The sequence below is a fragment of the Methylobacterium sp. J-059 genome, from assembly GCF_022829485.1.
Lineage (GTDB): Bacteria > Pseudomonadota > Alphaproteobacteria > Rhizobiales > Beijerinckiaceae > Methylobacterium.
In genome coordinates, this window is sequence record NZ_JAKSYA010000185.1 from 1 (window position 1) to 17,343 (window position 17,343).

Sequence of the window (17,343 nt, forward strand, 5' to 3'; positions counted from 1 at the left end):
ACCGAGTTCGCCGTCGTGCGCGCCGGCCTGAACTACAAGTTCGGCTCGTACTAGGACCTGCTGGATCCGCCGCGGCTCGCCCAGAGCCGCGGTTCGACCCGACCCGAGAAGCCCGGCCGAAAGGCCGGGCTTTTTTCGTCGTCGGATCGCGGGCATGAAAAAGCCCGGCCTCGCGGCCGGGCTCAGATCGGACCGCCGTGCCGGGCCGCTCAGATGTCGAGGTCGGTCTTCTCGGCGAAGGCGGCTCGCTCGGAGATGAAGGTGAAGCGGGCTTCCGGCTTGTTGCCCATCAGGCGCTCGACCGCGTCGCCGGTCGATTCGCGCGCCTCATCGAGGACGGCGACGCGCATCAGGATGCGCTTCTTCGGGTCCATCGTCGTCTCCTTCAGCTGCGCCGGCATCATCTCGCCCAGCCCCTTGAAGCGGCTGATCTCGACCTTGCCGTTCTTGAACACCGTCTTGATCAGCTGCTCCTTATGCGAGTCGTCGCGGGCGTAGGCCGTCTTGGTGCCCTGCTGCAGCCGGTAGAGCGGCGGCATCGCGAGGTAGAGGTGGCCCTTGTCGATGAGCTTCGGCATCTGCCGGTAGAAGAAGGTGATCAGCAGCGAGGCGATGTGGGCGCCGTCGACGTCGGCGTCCGTCATGATGATCACCTTGTCGTAGCGCAGCTCCTCGTCGCGGTACTGACCGCCCGTGCCGCAGCCGAGCGCCAGGGTCAGGTCGCCGATGAGCTGGTTCGCACCGAGCTTGTCGCGGCTGGCCGAAGCGACGTTCAGGATCTTGCCGCGCAGCGGCAGGATCGCCTGCGTGGCCCGGTCGCGCGCCTGCTTGGCCGAGCCGCCGGCCGAGTCGCCCTCGACGATGAAGATCTCCGAGCCCGCGGTGCCGGCGGCCGAGCAATCGGCGAGCTTGCCGGGGAGCCGCAGCTTGCGCGTCGCGGTCTTGCGCGCGACCTCCTTCTCCTGGCGTCGGCGCAGGCGCTCCTCGGCCCGGTCGATCACCCAGTCGAGCACCTTGTTGGCCTGGGCCGGCGACGCGGCGAGCCAATGGTCAAAGGCGTCGCGGATCGCGGTCTCGACGATGCGCGACGCCTCGACGGTGGCGAGCTTGTCCTTGGTCTGGCCCTGGAACTCCGGCTCGCGGATGAAGACCGACAGCATGGAGGCGCAGGTCGCCATCACGTCGTCGGTGGTCACCGCCGTCATGCGCTTGGCCTGGTTCACCCGCTCGGCGTGCTCGCGCAGCGCCCGCAGCAGCGCGACGCGCAGGCCGGATTCGTGGGTGCCGCCCTCGGGCGTCGGGATGGTGTTGCAGTACGAGGCGGAGATGCCGTCGTCGTGGACCATCCAGGCCACGGCCCATTCGAGCGAGCCGTGCGAGCCGGGCTTTGTGATCTTGCCGGAGAAGATCGCGTCGGTGACGAGCTCCTTGCCCTCGATGTCGCGGGCGAGGTAGTCGCGCAGGCCTCCGGGAAAGCGGTGCACCGCCTCGGCCGGGATGTCGGTGCCCTCGATCAGCGCCGGCGCACACCGCCACCGGATCTCGACGCCGCCGAACAGGTAGGCCTTCGAGCGCGCCATCTTGAACAGGCGGCGCGGGTCGAACGCCAGCGAGCCGAAGATCTGCGCGTCGGGATGGAAGCGGATGCGCGTGCCGCGCCGGTTCTGCACCCGCCCGACGGTTTCCAACCCGCCCTGCGCATGACCGCGCGAAAAACTCTGGCGGTAGAGCGTCTGGTTGCGCGCGACCTCGACCTCCAGGAGGTCGGACAGCGCGTTCACCACCGAGATGCCGACGCCATGCAGGCCGCCGCTGGTCTCGTAGACCTTCGAGTCGAACTTCCCGCCCGCATGCAGCGTCGTCATAATGACTTCGAGCGCGGACTTGCCGGGAAACTTCGGGTGCGGGTCGATCGGGATGCCGCGGCCGTTGTCGGTGACGACGAGCGCGCCGGTCTCCTCCAGCTCGACCTCGATGAAGCTGGCGTGGCCCGCCACCGCCTCGTCCATCGAATTGTCGATCACCTCCGAGAACAGGTGGTGCAGCGCCCGCTCGTCGGTGCCGCCGATATACATGCCGGGCCGGCGCCGCACCGGCTCCAGCCCTTCCAGCACCTCGATGTCGGATGCGGTGTAGCCGGCCTCCGGACCGGCGAGCGGCTCGAGCGCCGCCATCGGCGCCGTCGGCTTGCGCCGGCGCTCGGACGAGGGCAGGGGCGCGGCGGGCGAGGGATCCGTGGCCGAAGGCTTGGCCGGCGAAGAATGGGCGGGCGAAGAATGGGCAGCGGCCTTCGCGCCCGGCCCGAACAGGTCGATGGGGGCGTCGCTCAACCGACGGGCTCCAGGCTTCGGGTCACGTCTCGCATGGGCTTTCATCCGCTCACGATACCGGAACAAAACGGAAACATCAAAGGCGATCGCAGGCCGAATCCGCTATGCAGCTTCGCATGTGCAGCGCGAACCCTCCAAACGCTGCGATGCAACCGTCATCGGGGTGATGCGCAGATCCGGTTAAGATCGCCTCACGCTGCAATTTCGCGCGGAACCGGCGGCATGATCCTGAAATATATCACAAGATCTTTGCCGTAACGAGGGCTGGGACGCCGCCGATGACGAGTGCTTCGATCGAAGCTCGAACCCTGATCCTCGCGCGCCTCGAGCGCGCCGCCGGGCAAGCCTTCGGATGCGAGCAGGACGCGGCGCCCGTCTCTCGCGCGGCCTTCGTCAATCCGACGACGATCGCCCTGGCGACCTTCGCGACGGCCTTCGCCGCGACGATCAGCTACCTCGTCTGAGACCTGCGACGCGCCTGGCGCGGACCGCCGGCAAGCCGCGCCGCCGGCGGTTCAGCCGCTGGCCTTCTTGCTCGAAGCCGGCTTCGCAGCGGCCTTGCCCGCAGCGGCCTTCGGCGTGGCGCGCTTCTTCGCGGCGGGTTTGGCAGAGGTTTTGGAAGCGGTCTTCACCGTCCCGACCTCGCCGTCCTTGGCCGCCTTCGCCGGCTTGCGCGCCGTGGCCTTCGCACCCCGCGCCGGCGCGGCCTTGCGGCCGCGGCTCGGCTTGCCCCCGCCGGCCGCGCGCTTGGCGTTGACGAGGTCGATGCCCTCGGCGAGCGTCAGCGCCTCGGCGGCCATCGATTTCGGCAGGGTCGCGTTGACCTCGCCATCGGTGACGTAGGCGCCGTACTTGCCGGCCTTGACCACCAGCTCGCGACCCGTCGCCTCGTCCTTGCCGATCGGTCGGCCAGGATCCGAGGACGGGCGGCCGCGGCCGCGGCCCTGTTCCTTGGCGACGATCAGGTCGATCGCCCGGTTGGCGCCGACCTCGAGCACGTCGTCGTCCTTGCCCAGGTTCGCGTAGGTCTTGCCGTGCTGGACGTAGGGCCCGAACCGGCCGAGATTGGCCAGGATCGGTTCGCCGGTCTCCGGGTGCCGGGCGACCTCGCGCGGCAGCGACAGCAGCCGCAGCGCCTTCTCCAGGTCGACCATCGACGGCGTCACGCCCTTCGGCAGCGACGAGCGCTTGGGCTTGGCCGCGTCCTTCTCGGTCGAGGCCTCGCCGAGCTGGACGAACGGGCCGAACCGGCCGTCGCGGATCGTCACCGGCAATCCGCTCACCGGATCGTTGCCGAGCACCCGCGTGCCGGGCGGGCTGCCGTCCGGCGATGAGCCGTCGCCCTCGCCCTCGATGCCCGCGGCCGAAAGCTGCCGGGTGAACTTGCATTCCGGGTAGTTCGAGCAACCGACGAAGGAGCCGAACTTGCCGAGCTTCAGCGAGAGCTGGCCCGAGCCGCAGGTCGGGCAGGTGCGCGGGTTCGAGCCGTCGGCCTTCTCGGGGAAGATGTGGTCGCCGAGAAGCGTGTTCAGCGCCTCCAGCACCTCGGTAACGCGCAGCTCCTTGGTGCCGCCGACGGCGGCGGAGAAGTCGCGCCAGAAGTCGCGCAGCACGTCGCGCCAGTCGATCTCGGCGTTCGAGACCCGGTCGAGCTGGCCTTCGAGGTCGGCGGTGAAGTCGTACTCGACGTAGCGCTTGAAGAAGCTCTCGAGGAAGCCGGTCACGAGCCGGCCCTTGTCCTCGGGCTGCAGGCGCTTCTTCTCGATCTTGACGTATTCGCGGTCGCGCAGGGTCTGGAGCACCGCGGCGTAGGTCGAGGGCCGGCCGATGCCGAGCTCCTCCATGCGCTTGACGAGGCTGGCCTCGGAGAAGCGCGGCGGCGGCTCGGTGAAGTGCTGGGTCGAGGCGATGCGCTCGCGCTTCAGCGCCTCGCCGGCCTTCATCGGCGGCAGGCGCTTGCCGTCCTCGTCCTCCTCGTCGTCCTTGCCCTCCTGGTAGAGGGTGAGGAAGCCGTCGAACTTCACGACCTGACCGGTGGCGCGCAGGTCGATCCGGCGCGGGCCGACGCTGGCGGTCACGTCGACCGTGGTGCGCTCCAGCTCGGCCGACTCCATCTGGCTGGCGACGGTCCGCGTCCAGATCAGGTCGTAGAGCTTGGCCTGCTCAGGATCAAGCATCCGCGCGACCTGCTTCGGCAGCCGGCCCATGTCGGTCGGGCGCACGGCCTCGTGGGCCTCCTGCGCGTTCTTGGCCTTGGCGCTGTAGCGGCGCGGCACGCCCGGGACGTACTTGTCGCCGAACTCGCGGCCGATGACCCGGCGCGCGTCGGCGATGGCCTCGGGCGCCATGTCGACGCCGTCGGTCCGCATGTAGGTGATCAGGCCCACCGTCTCGCCGCCGATGTCAACGCCCTCGTAGAGCTTCTGGGCGACGCGCATGGTCTGCGCCGGCGCCATCCCGAGCTTTCGCGACGCCTCCTGCTGCAGCGTCGACGTCGTGAAGGGCGGCTGCGGATGGCGCTTGGCGGGCTTCGCCTCGACCGAGGCCACCTGGAACGTCGCGAGCTCGAGGTCGCGCTTGAACGCGGCCGCATCCTCGCCATTGCCGACGTCGAGGCGCTGGATGCGCTTGCCGTCGGCCCCGACGAGGCGAGCCTCGAACACGCCGCCGTCGGCGGTCGAGAGGGTCGCGACCAGCGACCAGTACTCGCGCGGCTTGAAGCGCTCGATCTCGACCTCGCGCTCGCAGACGAGCCGCAAGGCTACCGACTGCACGCGGCCGGCCGAGCGGGCGCCGGGGAGCTTGCGCCACAGCACCGGCGACAGGTTGAAGCCGACGAGGTAGTCGAGCGCCCGGCGCGCCAGGTAGGCGTCGACCAGCGCCTGATCGATCTGGCGCGGCTGCCGCATCGCCGTCTCGACCGACGCCTTGGTGATCGCGTTGAAGGTGACGCGCTCGACCGGGATGCCCTTCAGCACCTTGCGGGCGGTCAGCGCTTCCAGCACGTGCCAGGAGATCGCCTCGCCCTCGCGATCCGGGTCGGTTGCCAGGATCAGCTTGTCCGCGCCCTTCACGGCGCGGGCGATCTCGGACACCTGCTTCGAGCCGCGGGCGTCGAGCTCCCAGATCATGTTGAAATCGGCTTCGGGATCGACCGACCCGTCCTTGGCCGGAAGGTCGCGGATGTGCCCGAACGAGGCGATGACTTCATAGTCGCGGCCAAGATACTTGTTGATGGTCTTGGCTTTGGCTGGCGACTCGACGACGACGACTTTCATGGACGAAACAGCCTCTCGTCAAAGCCCGAGCAGCAGCAGGAACGCACCAATTGTTGGGTTTCGCGCCGCGGCCGGGCCGGACCTGCGCGGGGCATGAAGTGGTTCATGCCCCGCGGGTTGTCAAATGGGGGGCTGTTCGGGGCGCCTGCCGGGAGGCGCGTACGGGTGGGCATTCTCCCCCCCTCTGCGGGGGGAGGGGGCCGGTCTCAGATGCCGGCGTACCATTCGTAGCCGCGGTCCTCCCAGTAGCCGCCCTGGCCGTCGCCGATCCTGGCCAGCGATTCGACCACCTCGATCCGCATCACGTACTTGGCCTGCTTGTAGCCGAGCTGCCGCTCGAGCCGCAGGCGCAGGGGCGCGCCGTTCGAGACCGGGAGCGGCTTTCCGTTGAGGTCGTAGGCGAGGATCGTCTGCGGGTGGAAGGCGTCGGCGAGGTCGATGCTCTCGTAGTAGCGGATCGGCGTGCGCGTCTCCTCGGGCTCCTCGGCCGGGGCACCGCCCCAGGCGTCGGCATCGTTGCCCGCGGCCGCCACCTGGACGTAGCGCACCGCGCTCGGGTTCTCCGGCTGCAGGAACGCGCCGTCCTTGCCGGCTTCGAGGCCGCCGCCGGCATATTCGAGCGTGTCGGCGCAGTGGAACACGACGTAGCGCGCCTGCGGCTTCAGCCCGGCGCGGTTCAGCACCTCGGCCAACGGCACGCCGGACCATTTTCCGATGCAGCTCCAGCCCTCGACGCAATCGTGCCGGGTCGTCTGCGTCCGCGACGGCAGCGCGCGGAGATCGGCGAGGCCGAAGCTCTGCGGATGCTCGACGAGGCCCCCGACCTCGAGCTTGAAGGTCGAGAAGTTCGAGGCCGCAAGCGCCTTGTAGGCCTTGTCCGGCGGGTCGATCGTGCCGTTCGGCTTGAACACCGCCGAGATCTCGGAATCCGGAAATTCCTTCGCCAGGGAGGCGTTCGAGAGCAGCAAGCGCTGCACGAACAGGTTGGCGTCCTCGCCGGCCTTCAGCGTCCGCGGGCCGTAGGCGGACCCGGCGAAGCGGTCGCAGCCGGCGAGCATCGCGGTGCCGCCGAGCGCGGCGACGGTGGTGAGGAAGCGGCGGCGGTCGAGGTTGCTCATCGCGGGGTCGCTCCGTCCTTCTCGATCGCGAACCAGCCGGTGACCATGCCGCGCATGTTGTTCCAGAAGCCCGACACCAGCACCAGCACCACGTGCACGATCACGAACAGCACCAGGAGGTTGGCCACGATGAAGTGGATCGTGCGCGCCGACTGCCGGCCGCCGAACACGTCAACCAGCCAGGGCCAGGCGGCGTCCATGCCCGGCGACATCGCGAGGCCGGCCAGCACCATCACCGGCAGAAGGCCGGCGATCACGGCGAGGTAGGTCAGCTTCTGCAGCACGTTGTAGCGCTTGGCCTCCTCGCCCTTGGGGAAGTGGAGGGTGAGATGCTCGCGCACCGAGCCGCCGAAGTCGCGGATCTGGTCGCCGTCCGGGATCACCCGCCGGCGAAGCTGCCCCGACACCAGCCCGTAGAGCAGGTAGATCGCCCCGTTGATCACCAGCGCCCAGGCGAACAGGAAGTGCCAGCGCCGCGCGGTGGCGAGATCCTGCCCCGAGGGGATCGTGCTCCACACCGGGAAGGCCCGGTCGGCCATCTGGCCCTGGTCCTTCGAGAGCCCGAGCACGCCGGTGGTGTCGAAGGTGCGGCCGCCGATCGTCACGATGCCGCGGGCGTTGCCGTTGGCGTCGGTGTCGCTGGTGATCGCCAGCGCCGGGGTGTCGAAGGTCGACTTCGCGCCCCAGTACAGGGCCGGATGCGCGTTGAAGATCTGCAGCCCGCTCATCAGCAGGATCAGCAGGGAGGCGGCGTTGAGCCAGTGCGCGACGCGGATCGCCAGCGGATGCCGGTAGATCGCCTCGCGGCGGGGCGTCGCGGTGCCGGAGGGGATCGCCGGGGAAGCTGCCAAGGGAGTGTCACCTGATTGTCCGAGTGGCGACCACTTCGCCGCCTCGTCTCGGCTGGTTACGTATCGCCGCCGCCGAAAGTTGCCAGCCCGGTCTCGCGCCGCGCGCTTGCCGTCGCACCGGGCGCGACCTATCACGCGAGGCGATGAGCCAGCCGACGCACCCGAACTATCCCCACCGGCATCTCCTCGGGATAGAGGGCCTGTCGCGCCCCGACATCGAAGGGCTGCTCGACCGGGCGGACGCGGCGGTGGCGATCTCCCGTCAGGTCGAGAAGAAGCGCGCGACGCTGCGCGGCCGCACTCAGATCAACCTGTTCTTCGAGCCCTCGACCCGCACGCAATCCTCGTTCGAGCTCGCCGGCAAGCGCCTCGGCGCCGACGTGATGAACATGTCGGTGGCCTCGTCCTCGGTGAAGAAGGGCGAGACGCTGATCGACACCGCGGCGACGCTGAACGCCATGCGGCCCGACATCATCGTGGTGCGCCACCATTCGGCCGGCGCCGTGCACCTGCTCGCGCGGAAGGTCGACTGCTCGGTGGTCAATGCCGGCGACGGCGCCCACGAGCACCCGACGCAGGCGCTGCTCGACGCGCTGACCATCCGCCGCAACAAGGGGCGGATCGAGGGGCTTCGCGTCGCGATCTGCGGCGACGTGCTGCACAGCCGCGTCGCGCGCTCGAACCTGATCCTGCTGCAGGCGATGGGTGCGCGCGTCCGCGTGATCGCCCCGTCGTCGCTCCTGCCCGCCGGCATCGAGCGCTTCGGCGTCGAGGTCTTCACCGACATGCGCAAGGGCCTCGACGGCTGCGACATCGTGATGATGCTGCGCCTGCAGCGCGAGCGCATGAACGGTTCTTTCGTGCCCTCGGTGAAGGAGTATTTCCGCTATTTCGGCCTCGACGCCGACAAGCTCGCGCTCGCCGCTCCCGACGCCCTGGTGATGCATCCCGGCCCGATGAACCGCGGCGTCGAGATCGCCTCCGACATCGCCGACGGGGCGCAGTCGCTGATTCGCGAGCAGGTCGAGATGGGCGTCGCCGTGCGCATGGCGGTGATGGAAGCGCTGGCCTCGCATCTGCCGAACGCGTGATGGCCATGACCGAACAAGCTCAGATCCTGACCAACGCCACCCTCCTCGACCCGGCCGACGGCCGCGAAGGGCCGGGCCATGTCCTGATCCGCGACGGCCGCATCGCCGACATCGCCTGGGGCGCGGCGCCCGGCCTGCCGGAGGGCGCGCGGACGATCGACTGCGCCGGCCACGTGCTGGCGCCGGGCCTGATCGACATGCGCGCCTTCGTCGGCGAGCCCGGCGCCGAGCACCGCGAGACCCTGGCGAGCGCCAGCGCCGCGGCGGCGGCCGGCGGGGTCACGACGCTGGTCTGCATGCCGGACACCAACCCGGTGATCGACGGGCCGGCGATCGTCGACTTCGTGCTGCGCCGCGCCCGCGACACGGCCTGCGTCAACGTCCTGCCGGCGGCGGCGATCACCAAGGGGCTTGCCGGCCACGAGATGACCGAGTTCGGCCTGCTCCAGGAGGCCGGCGCCGTCGCCTTCACCGACGGGCTCCGCGCCGTGACGCACGCGCAGGTGATGCGGCGGGCGATGACCTACGCCCGCGACTTCAACGCGCTGCTGATGCAGCACGTCGAGGAGCCCGACCTCGTCGGCGAAGGCGTGATGAACGAGGGCGAGCTGGCCTCGCGGCTCGGGCTGATGGGCATTCCGCGCGAGGCCGAGACGATGATGCTGGAGCGCGACCTCCGCCTCGTCCGCCTCACCGGCGCGCGCTACCACGCGGCGATGATCTCCTGCGCCGACTCGGTCGAGATCGTGCGCCGGGCCAAGCACGACGGATTGCCGGTGACCTGCGGCGCCTCGATCAACAACCTCGTCCTGAACGAGGGCGACATCGGGCACTACCGCACCTTCTGCAAGCTTTCGCCGCCCTTGCGCGGCGAGGCCGACCGGCAGGCGCTGGCGGCGGCGCTGAACGAGGGCGTGATCGACGTCGTCGTCTCCGATCACAACCCGCAGGACGTCGAGACCAAGCGCCTGCCCTTCGCCGAGGCCGCCGACGGCGCGCTCGGGATCGAGACCCTGCTCGGCGCCGCGCTCCGCCTCGTGCGCGCCGGCGACGTCACGCTCGCGCGCCTGCTCGCGGCGCTGTCGGCGAATCCGGGGCGCATCCTCGGGCGCGAATCCGGTCGGCTCGCGGTCGGCGCCCCGGCCGACCTCGTGCTGATCGATCCGGACGTGCCCTACGTGCTCGACAAGCGGACCCTGAAGTCGCGCTCGAAGAACTCGCCGTTCGACGAGGCGCGGATGCAGGGCGCCGCGGTGCTGACGCTCGTCGGCGGCCGGATCGTCCACCGCTCGGCCGACCTCGCGGGGGCCGCATGAGCGCGCTGTCGGACATGGCCTGGCCGGTCGTCCTCGGCTGCCTGGCGCTCGGCTACGCCCTCGGCTCGATCCCGTTCGGGCTCGTCTTCACGCGGCTTGCCGGCCTCGGCGACGTGCGGGCGATCGGGTCGGGCAACATCGGCGCGACCAACGTGCTGCGCACCGGCCGCAAGGGGCTCGCCGCCGCGACGCTGCTCGGCGACGCCCTGAAAGGCACCGCGGCGGTGCTGATCGCGCAGCGGTTCGGCGAAGGGACCGGCGAAGGGACCGGCGCGTGGCCGGCGCTCGCGGCCGGGCTCGGCGCCTTCCTCGGGCATCTCTTCCCGGTCTGGCTCGGGTTCAGGGGCGGCAAGGGCGTCGCGACCTTCCTCGGGGTGCTGCTCGCCCTGAGCCCGCCGGCGCTGCTCGCCTTCGCGGCGATCTGGCTCGGCCTCGCCTTCGCCCTGCGCTACTCGTCGCTCGCGGCGCTCGCAGCCTCGGCCGCGACCCCTATCATTCTGTGGGCCTTGAACGATCCGGCGCGCGCGGGCCTCTTCCTCGTCCTCGGCCTGCTGCTATGGTGGAAGCACGCGCCCAACATCCGCCGGCTGGTCGACGGCACCGAGGGACGGATCGGTCAGAAGGGCTGAGACCCCTTCGGGGGAAGGCCCGTGCAGCTCACCGACGCACAAAGGCTCGACTGGCTCCGCCTGATCCGAACCGAAGAGGTCGGGCCGCGCACGTTCCGCAGCCTGATCAACCGCTTCGGCGGCGCGGCCGGCGCCCTCGCGGCCCTGCCGGACCTGACCGCGCGCCGGGGACGGCGCGTCGTGCCGCCGGCGCGGGCCGAGGCCGAGGCGGAAATCGCGGCAGCGTGCCGCCTCGGTGCCCGCATCGTCGCGATGGGCGAGGCGGGCTACCCGAAGATCCTTCAGGCGGCCAATTCCGCGCCGCCCCTCGTCGCGGTGCGCGGATCCGCCGACGCGCTTTCAAGGCCGGCGGTGGCGATCGTCGGCTCGCGCAACGCCCCGGCCGCCGGGCTCGCCTTCACCGAGCGGCTGGCGCGCGGTCTCGGCGAAGCGGGGCTCGTCGTCGTCTCCGGCCTGGCCCGCGGGATCGACGCCCGCGCGCACAAGGCGTCCGCCGCGACCGGCACCGTCGCGGTGCTCGCGGGCGGCCACGACAAGATCTATCCGGCCAACCATGCCGGCCTCGTCGAGGCGATCCTGGAGGCGGGCGGGGCGGTGATCGCCGAGATGCCGATGGGCTGGGTGCCGCGCGGGCGCGACTTCCCGAGGCGCAACCGCATCATTTCGGGGCTGGCCTACGGCACCGTGGTGGTCGAGGCGGCACGCCGTTCGGGCTCGCTGATCACCGCGCGCTTCGCCCTCGAGCAGGGTCGCGAGGTCTTCGCGGTGCCGGGCTCTCCGCTCGACCCGCGGGCGGAGGGCACCAACGACCTGATCCGACAGGGGGCGACGCTCGTCGCCGAGGTCGAGCACGTCCTCGCCGCCATCGCACCGCTGATCGAGCGCGGCGACGACCCCGACCGGGTGCCGGCGCTCCCGCGACCGGACCTCGCCGACCAGCCGGACTTCTGGGACGAGATCGACCTCGATGACGGCGCCGCGCCGATGCCGGCTGCGCCGTTCGAGGCGCCGGAACCGGCAGAGCCGGTGGGCGACCGGGAGACGCTCGTCGCCGCGCTCAGCCCGACGCCGGTCGGCACGGACGAGCTTGCGCGTGCCACCGGGCTCTCCGTGCGCCGCGTCCAGACCACGCTGCTCGAGCTCGAACTCGACGGGCGGATCGAGCGGCACGGCAGCGGGATGGTGTCGCTGATCGGCTGAGCCGCGGCCGGCGAGACGCGCGCAAGCGCTCAGAACGGGTCGTCGTCCTCGGACTCGACCAGCCCCCGCATCCGGTCGAGGCAGCCCTGCAGGATGTAGGCGGCGGCGAGCTTGTCGACGAGCGCGCCGCGCTTGGCCCGCGAGGTGTCGGCCGCGATCAGCGCACGCGTGACGACGGCGGTCGAAAGGCGCTCGTCGTAGAACAGGACCGGCAGGTCGAGGAGCGGCTTGAGGTTGCGCACGAACGAGCGCGTCGATTGCACCCGCACGCCCTCGCTGCCGTCCATGTTGAGCGGCAGCCCGATCACCAGCCCGCCGACCGCGTGCTGCTCGCAGAGGAAGCGCAGCCGCGCGACGTCGGGCGTGAACTTCACCCGCTTGATCGTCTCCAAGGGCGACGCGATCTGGCGGCCGAGATCCGACAGGGCGAGCCCGATCGTCTTGGTGCCGAGATCGATGCCGATCAGCCGGGGCCCGCCGCGCGAGGCCTCGGCGAAGGCGCGTAAGGTGTCCGTGTCCATCGTATCCCGTTCCGCTCGCGCCCTATGCCGGCTCGCCGGGCGGGCTCGCCTCGCCGGCCCGCGCCAGCACCGCCGCCTCGATGCCCTCGAAGGTCGAGGCCAGCGGCGGGGTGCCGTCGACGAGCACGTCGAGGATCGTCAGGCCCTGCGTGCGCCGGAAGAACGCGTCGAGGCTGTCGCCGCCGAAGCGGACTGTTTCGAGATCCGCGGCCATCACCCAGATCGGGTACTCGCCCGCGCCGGCGACGTCCCAGAACAGGAAGCTGCCGTCCTCGCCCTCGCCGAAGAAGCAGGCGCGTGCGAGCCGCGACAGGTCGCCGTCCTCGATCGCGAACCGGTGCGGCGCGTCGGTGGCCGAGAGCGCCGCGATCGCCGCGTTGATGCTGTCGGCGATGATCTCCGCCCGCGTCATCAGGTCGGCCGCCGGGTAGGGCAGGGGCGTGGCGATCCGGAAATGGCCGTTGGCGAGGCCGGCGCCGCAGTCACGGCAGAAGCTGCGATACGATTCGGGCAGCGCGAAGCCGAGCTCGGCCTCCGCCCGCGCGATCTCGGCGTCGCTCGAGCGTGCGCCCGGATGAAGCCGCTCGAACACCGTGTTCCACATCGCGCTCACGCTCCATCCACAACCGTTAACCGCGTCGCGAGTTTGCCGTGGCCGACAACGCAGCGCTTCCCTCATAACGATGGTTAAGGTTTCGTTAAGCCCGCTGCGGAGGCAATCTTGCGCGCCATCGGTTCTCTCGTCCCCCACGCGTCCCCTCCTCGCCGCCCGCTGCCGCGGCGGCACAAGGTGATGCTGCTCGTCGCCTTCGAGGTCCTGGTGCTCGGCTTCACCCTGGCCGCGTGCTTCCCGATCCGCCCGGCCGGCATCGTGGTCGAGACGACGGTGACGCCGAACCACGTCGTCACCTGACGCCCCGGCGCGTTGCGGCGTCGCGAAGCCCGGTGCTATAGCGCCCGGACCGTCGAGGGACCAGCCGACGCGGCGCATCTCCGCCGCGGCGCGCCGGGTCCTTCGGGACGAACAGCCGAGACGAACAGGCAGCATGTCGGTCGACGAGAAGACAGTCCGGCGCATCGCGCATCTGGCCCGCATCGCGGTCGCCGAAGACGAGGTCGCGCCGCTGCAGGGCGAGCTGAACGCCATCCTCGCCTTCGTCGAGCAGCTCGGCGCGGTCGACGTGACCGGCGTCGAGGCGATGACCTCGGTGACGCCGATGGCGATGAAGAAGCGCATGGACGTGGTCACCGACGGCGGCCGCGCGGTCGACGTCGTCGCCAACGCGCCCGAGACGGAGGACCACTACTTCCTGGTCCCGAAAGTCGTCGAGTAGGCGGTCCTTCCGCGAAGGACGCCTGCCGCGCCCGCCGGCCCCGCCCGACGGAACGCCCCCGACCCGCATCGCGGCCGAACGGCCGAGGACGAACAGCGTGACAGACCTTAACGAACTCAGCCTCGCCGAGGCGCGCGACGGCCTGAAGGCCAAGACCTTCTCCGCCCGCGAGATCGCGCAGGCGCACATCGCGGCGCTGGAGAAGGCGCGGGTCCTCAACGCCTACCTGCTGGAGACGCCCGACCGCGCCCTGACGATGGCGGACGCCTCCGACGCGAGGATCGCCAAGGGCGAGGCCGGCCCGCTCGAAGGGCTGCCGCTCGGCATCAAGGACCTGTTCTGCACCGAGGGCGTCGTCACGACCGCAGGCTCCAGGATCCTCGAGACCTTCGAGCCGCACTACGAATCCGCCGTCTCGGCCAACCTCTGGCGCGACGGCGCGGTGATGCTGGGCAAGCTCAACCTCGACGAGTTCGCGATGGGCTCCTCGAACGAGACCAGCGCCTACGGCGACGTGATCTCGCCGTGGCGCCGGCAGGAAATGGGCGTCCTCTCCGACGCCAAGATCGTCCCGGGCGGCTCGTCGGGCGGCTCGGCGGCGGCGGTCGCCGCGCATCTCTGCCTCGGCGCCACCGCGACCGACACCGGCGGCTCGATCCGGCAGCCGGCCGCCTTCACCGGCACCGTCGGCATCAAGCCGACCTACGGCCGCGTCTCGCGCTGGGGCACGGTGGCCTTCGCCTCCTCTCTCGACCAGGCCGGCCCGATCGCCCGCACGGTGCGCGACTGCGCGATCCTGCTCGGCTCGATGGCCGGCCCCGACGCGCGCGACACCACCTGCGTCGACCTCCCGGTGCCGGATTTCGAGGCCGCGGTCTCGCGCGGGGTAAAGGGCCTGACCATCGGCATCCCGAAGGAGTATCGGGTCGAGGGCATGCCCAGCGAGATCCAGAAGCTCTGGGACGACGGCGCCGCCTGGCTGAAGGATGCCGGCGCGACGATCCGCGAGATCTCGCTGCCCCACACCAAGCTGGCGTTGCCGGCCTACTACATCGTCGCGCCGGCCGAGGCCTCCTCGAACCTCGCCCGCTACGACGGCGTGCGCTACGGCCTGCGGGTGCCCGGCAAGGACATCGCCGCGATGTACGAGAACACCCGCGCGGCGGGGTTCGGCCGCGAGGTCAAGCGCCGGATCATGATCGGCACCTACGTGCTCTCGGCCGGCTACTACGACGCCTACTACGTCCGCGCCCAGAAGATTCGCACGCTGATCAAGCGCGACTTCGAGGAGGTATACGCGGCCGGTGTCGACGCGATCCTGACGCCGGCGACGCCGTCCGCCGCCTTCGGCATCGGCGAGAAGGCCTCGGCCGACCCGGTCGAGATGTACCTCAACGACGTCTTCACCGTGACGGTGAACATGGCCGGTCTTCCCGGCATCGCGGTGCCGGCCGGCCTCGACGGCCAGGGCCTGCCGCTCGGGCTCCAGCTCATCGGCCGCCCCTTCGACGAGGAGACCCTGTTCGCCACCGCCGAGGTGATCGAGCGCGCCGCCGGACGCACGGTCCTGCCGAAGGCCTGGTGGTGACGGTCCCCTACTATCCCTGGACGGTCTGGATCTGGGCCGGGTTCGACCCGGTCCTGATCGCGGTCTGCCTCTATCTCGGCTGGTCGGCCGATCAGTTCGGCAAGCTGTTCGTCGCGGTCATCGCCGGCTTCGTCGCCGCGGTGCTGTTCTCCTGGGCGGTCACCGCGATCGGCATCCCGTGGCCGGCGCCGGTCAGCCACGACGGGCCGACCTTCTTCCCGGTGCGGGTGGGCGCGGCCATCCTGTGGTCGATCCTCGGCTTCACCGCCCGGCGGATCCTGCGGCCGCACGCGCCTTGACCGGTCCCCGCACCGCCACGACACTCCGCGGCGCCCCGGCGCCCCGTTGCATGAAAGTCCGAGCATGACGGCTCCCGTGAACCCGAAGAAGCTCATCAAGGGCGCCGAGCACGACTGGGAGGTGGTGATCGGCATGGAGATCCACGCCCAGGTCACCAGCCGCTCGAAGCTGTTCTCCGGCGCCTCCACCGAGTTCGGGGCCGAGCCGAACGACCACGTCTCGCTGGTCGATGCGGCGATGCCCGGCATGCTGCCGGTAATCAACGAGGAATGCGTGGCCCAGGCGGTGCGCACCGGCCTCGGCCTTAAGGCGCGAATCAACCACCGCTCGGTGTTCGACCGGAAGAACTACTTCTACCCGGACCTGCCGCAGGGCTACCAGATCTCGCAGTACAAGGACCCGATCGTCGGCGAGGGCGAGGTCGTCGTCGACCTGCTCGACGGCGAGTCGATCACCGTCGGGATCGAGCGGCTGCACCTCGAGCAGGATGCCGGAAAGTCGCTGCACGATCAGAACCCGACCCAGAGCTTCGTCGACCTCAACCGGTCCGGCGTCGCGCTGATGGAGATCGTCTCGCGGCCGGACCTGCGCTCCTCCGAGGAGGCCCGCGCCTACGTGACCAAGCTGCGCACCATCCTGCGCTACCTCGGCACCTGCGACGGCGACATGGAGAAGGGCAGCTTGCGCGCCGACGTGAACGTCTCGGTGCGCCGTCCCGGCCAGCCGCTCGGCACCCGCTGCGAGATCAAGAACGTCAACTCGATCCGCTTCATCGGCCAGGCGATCGAGTCGGAGGCGCGCCGCCAGATCACGCTCATCGAGGATGGCGGCACGATCTCCCAGGAGACCCGCCTGTACGACCCGGCCAAGGGCGAGACCCGCTCGATGCGCTCCAAGGAAGAGGCGCACGACTACCGGTACTTCCCCGATCCGGACCTGCTGCCGCTCGAGTTCGACCAGGCTTACGTCGACGCCCTCGCCGAGGGCCTGCCCGAGCTGCCGGACGCCAAGAAGGCGCGCTTCGTCGCCGATTTCGGGCTCAGCGCCTACGACGCCAACGTGCTCGTGGCCGAGCGGGCGTCGGCCGACTACTACGAGGCGGTGGCGCGCGGGCGCGACGGCAAGGCGGCCGCGAACTGGGTGATCAACGAGCTGTTCGGCCGCCTCAACAAGGAAGGCCTCGGCATCGACGCGACGCCGGTCTCCGCCGACCAGCTCGGCCGGATCATCGACCTGATCGGCGAGGGCGTCATCTCGGGCAAGATCGCCAAGGACCTGTTCGAGATCGTCTGGACGGAAGGCGGAGACCCGCGCGCGGTCGTCGAGGCCCGCGGCATGAAGCAGGTCACCGATACCGGCGCGATCGAGGCGGCGGTCGACGACATCATCGCCAAGAACCCCGACAAGGTTCAGCAGGCGAAGGAGAAGCCGACGCTGCTCGGCTGGTTCGTCGGCCAGACCATGAAGGCCACCGGCGGCAAGGCGAACCCGGCGGCGGTCAACGCCCTGCTCAAGAGCAAGCTCGGGATCGAGTAGAATCTGAGAACCGGGCGGAAGCGGCCGAGCCGGGGCATTTCGCGCATTCGAAGGCGAGCCGTGCCGGCCGCTTCTGCGCCCCTGAGGCCGCTTCCGTCCGTCGTCCGTCTGATGCCGCTGGACCTCGGGCCGAACGGGTCACGAAGTCGTCGTGGCGGCGTCGCGCTGCGGTGGAGTCATGCTCGTCTCCTCCTGCCTGCTCCGGCGGAAGGCTCACCCCACCGGTCGGCCTCGGCTTCGCCATCGGCGAA

The 17,343-nt window shown here is 70.4% G+C and carries 15 protein-coding genes; 9 read left to right on the top strand and 6 right to left on the bottom strand.

Translation table 11 applies throughout. From position 1 onward, the window contains the following. Positions 1-209: 209 nt before the first annotated feature. Entirely contained in the window at positions 210-2,330 is a 2,121-nt protein-coding gene (parE, locus tag MKK55_RS28245; protein WP_243939019.1) for a DNA topoisomerase IV subunit B, read from the bottom strand. A 278-nt stretch (positions 2,331-2,608) separates the two neighbouring features. Between parE and MKK55_RS28250 the strand changes: the two genes are divergently transcribed. After that, a complete protein-coding gene (locus MKK55_RS28250; protein ID WP_243939021.1) occupies positions 2,609-2,794 on the top strand; it encodes a hypothetical protein in 186 nt (61 codons plus the stop codon). 51 nt (positions 2,795-2,845) lie between these two features. On the opposite strand, the gene topA is transcribed toward MKK55_RS28250, so the two are convergent. The 3 genes from topA to MKK55_RS28265 all read right to left on the bottom strand — a co-directional run bounded on the left by topA (position 2,846) and on the right by MKK55_RS28265 (position 7,577). Beyond that, positions 2,846-5,608, bottom strand: a complete 2,763-nt coding sequence (topA, locus tag MKK55_RS28255; RefSeq protein WP_243939023.1) for a type I DNA topoisomerase — start codon at positions 5,606-5,608, stop codon at positions 2,846-2,848. A gap of 206 nt (positions 5,609-5,814) precedes the next feature. Next, positions 5,815-6,726, bottom strand: coding sequence for a molybdopterin-binding protein (locus MKK55_RS28260; protein WP_243939025.1), 912 nt, complete (start codon positions 6,724-6,726; stop codon positions 5,815-5,817). Continuing rightward, on the bottom strand, positions 6,723-7,577 hold the full coding sequence (locus MKK55_RS28265; protein WP_243939027.1) for a cytochrome b/b6 domain-containing protein: 855 nt from the start codon (positions 7,575-7,577) through the stop codon (positions 6,723-6,725). The genes MKK55_RS28260 and MKK55_RS28265 overlap by 4 nt, the downstream gene beginning before the upstream one ends. 143 nt (positions 7,578-7,720) lie before the next feature. Here MKK55_RS28265 and MKK55_RS28270 point away from each other — a divergent pair, with 143 nt between their 5' ends. From MKK55_RS28270 to dprA, 4 genes are read left to right on the top strand one after another with little or no spacing between them, the layout of a single operon-like run. Next, positions 7,721-8,668, top strand: coding sequence for an aspartate carbamoyltransferase catalytic subunit (locus tag MKK55_RS28270; RefSeq protein ID WP_147859268.1), 948 nt, complete (start codon positions 7,721-7,723; stop codon positions 8,666-8,668). 5 nt (positions 8,669-8,673) lie between these two features. Next, a complete protein-coding gene (locus MKK55_RS28275) occupies positions 8,674-9,984 on the top strand; it encodes a dihydroorotase (RefSeq protein ID WP_243939066.1) in 1,311 nt (436 codons plus the stop codon). Then, a complete protein-coding gene (gene plsY, locus MKK55_RS28280; RefSeq protein ID WP_147859269.1) occupies positions 9,981-10,613 on the top strand; it encodes a glycerol-3-phosphate 1-O-acyltransferase PlsY in 633 nt (210 codons plus the stop codon). The genes MKK55_RS28275 and plsY overlap by 4 nt, the downstream gene beginning before the upstream one ends. A 21-nt stretch (positions 10,614-10,634) precedes the next feature. After that, entirely contained in the window at positions 10,635-11,813 is a 1,179-nt protein-coding gene (dprA, locus tag MKK55_RS28285) for a DNA-processing protein DprA (RefSeq protein ID WP_243939029.1), read from the top strand. Between the two features lie 29 nt (positions 11,814-11,842). Here dprA and ruvX read toward each other — a convergent pair whose 3' ends face one another. Both ruvX and MKK55_RS28295 read right to left on the bottom strand, forming a co-directional pair. Beyond that, positions 11,843-12,334 carry a Holliday junction resolvase RuvX gene (ruvX, locus tag MKK55_RS28290; protein WP_243939031.1) on the bottom strand — a complete coding sequence of 164 codons (492 nt, stop codon included), beginning with the start codon at positions 12,332-12,334 and terminating at the stop codon, positions 11,843-11,845. A 22-nt stretch (positions 12,335-12,356) separates the two neighbouring features. After that, entirely contained in the window at positions 12,357-12,938 is a 582-nt protein-coding gene (locus tag MKK55_RS28295; RefSeq protein WP_243939067.1) for an SMI1/KNR4 family protein, read from the bottom strand. A 442-nt stretch (positions 12,939-13,380) separates the two neighbouring features. Between MKK55_RS28295 and gatC the strand changes: the two genes are divergently transcribed. From gatC to gatB, 4 genes are all read left to right on the top strand, one after another. After that, complete coding sequence (gene gatC, locus MKK55_RS28300; RefSeq protein ID WP_243939033.1) at positions 13,381-13,668, top strand: Asp-tRNA(Asn)/Glu-tRNA(Gln) amidotransferase subunit GatC; 288 nt, start codon at positions 13,381-13,383, stop codon at positions 13,666-13,668. 97 nt (positions 13,669-13,765) lie between these two features. After that, complete coding sequence (gene gatA, locus MKK55_RS28305; RefSeq protein WP_243939035.1) at positions 13,766-15,256, top strand: Asp-tRNA(Asn)/Glu-tRNA(Gln) amidotransferase subunit GatA; 1,491 nt, start codon at positions 13,766-13,768, stop codon at positions 15,254-15,256. Then, a complete protein-coding gene (locus MKK55_RS28310; protein WP_147727685.1) occupies positions 15,253-15,555 on the top strand; it encodes a hypothetical protein in 303 nt (100 codons plus the stop codon). Before gatA ends, MKK55_RS28310 begins: the two co-directional genes overlap by 4 nt. Before the next feature lie 64 nt (positions 15,556-15,619). Continuing rightward, entirely contained in the window at positions 15,620-17,092 is a 1,473-nt protein-coding gene (gene gatB, locus MKK55_RS28315; RefSeq protein ID WP_243939037.1) for an Asp-tRNA(Asn)/Glu-tRNA(Gln) amidotransferase subunit GatB, read from the top strand. The last annotated feature ends 251 nt before the right edge of the window (positions 17,093-17,343 follow it).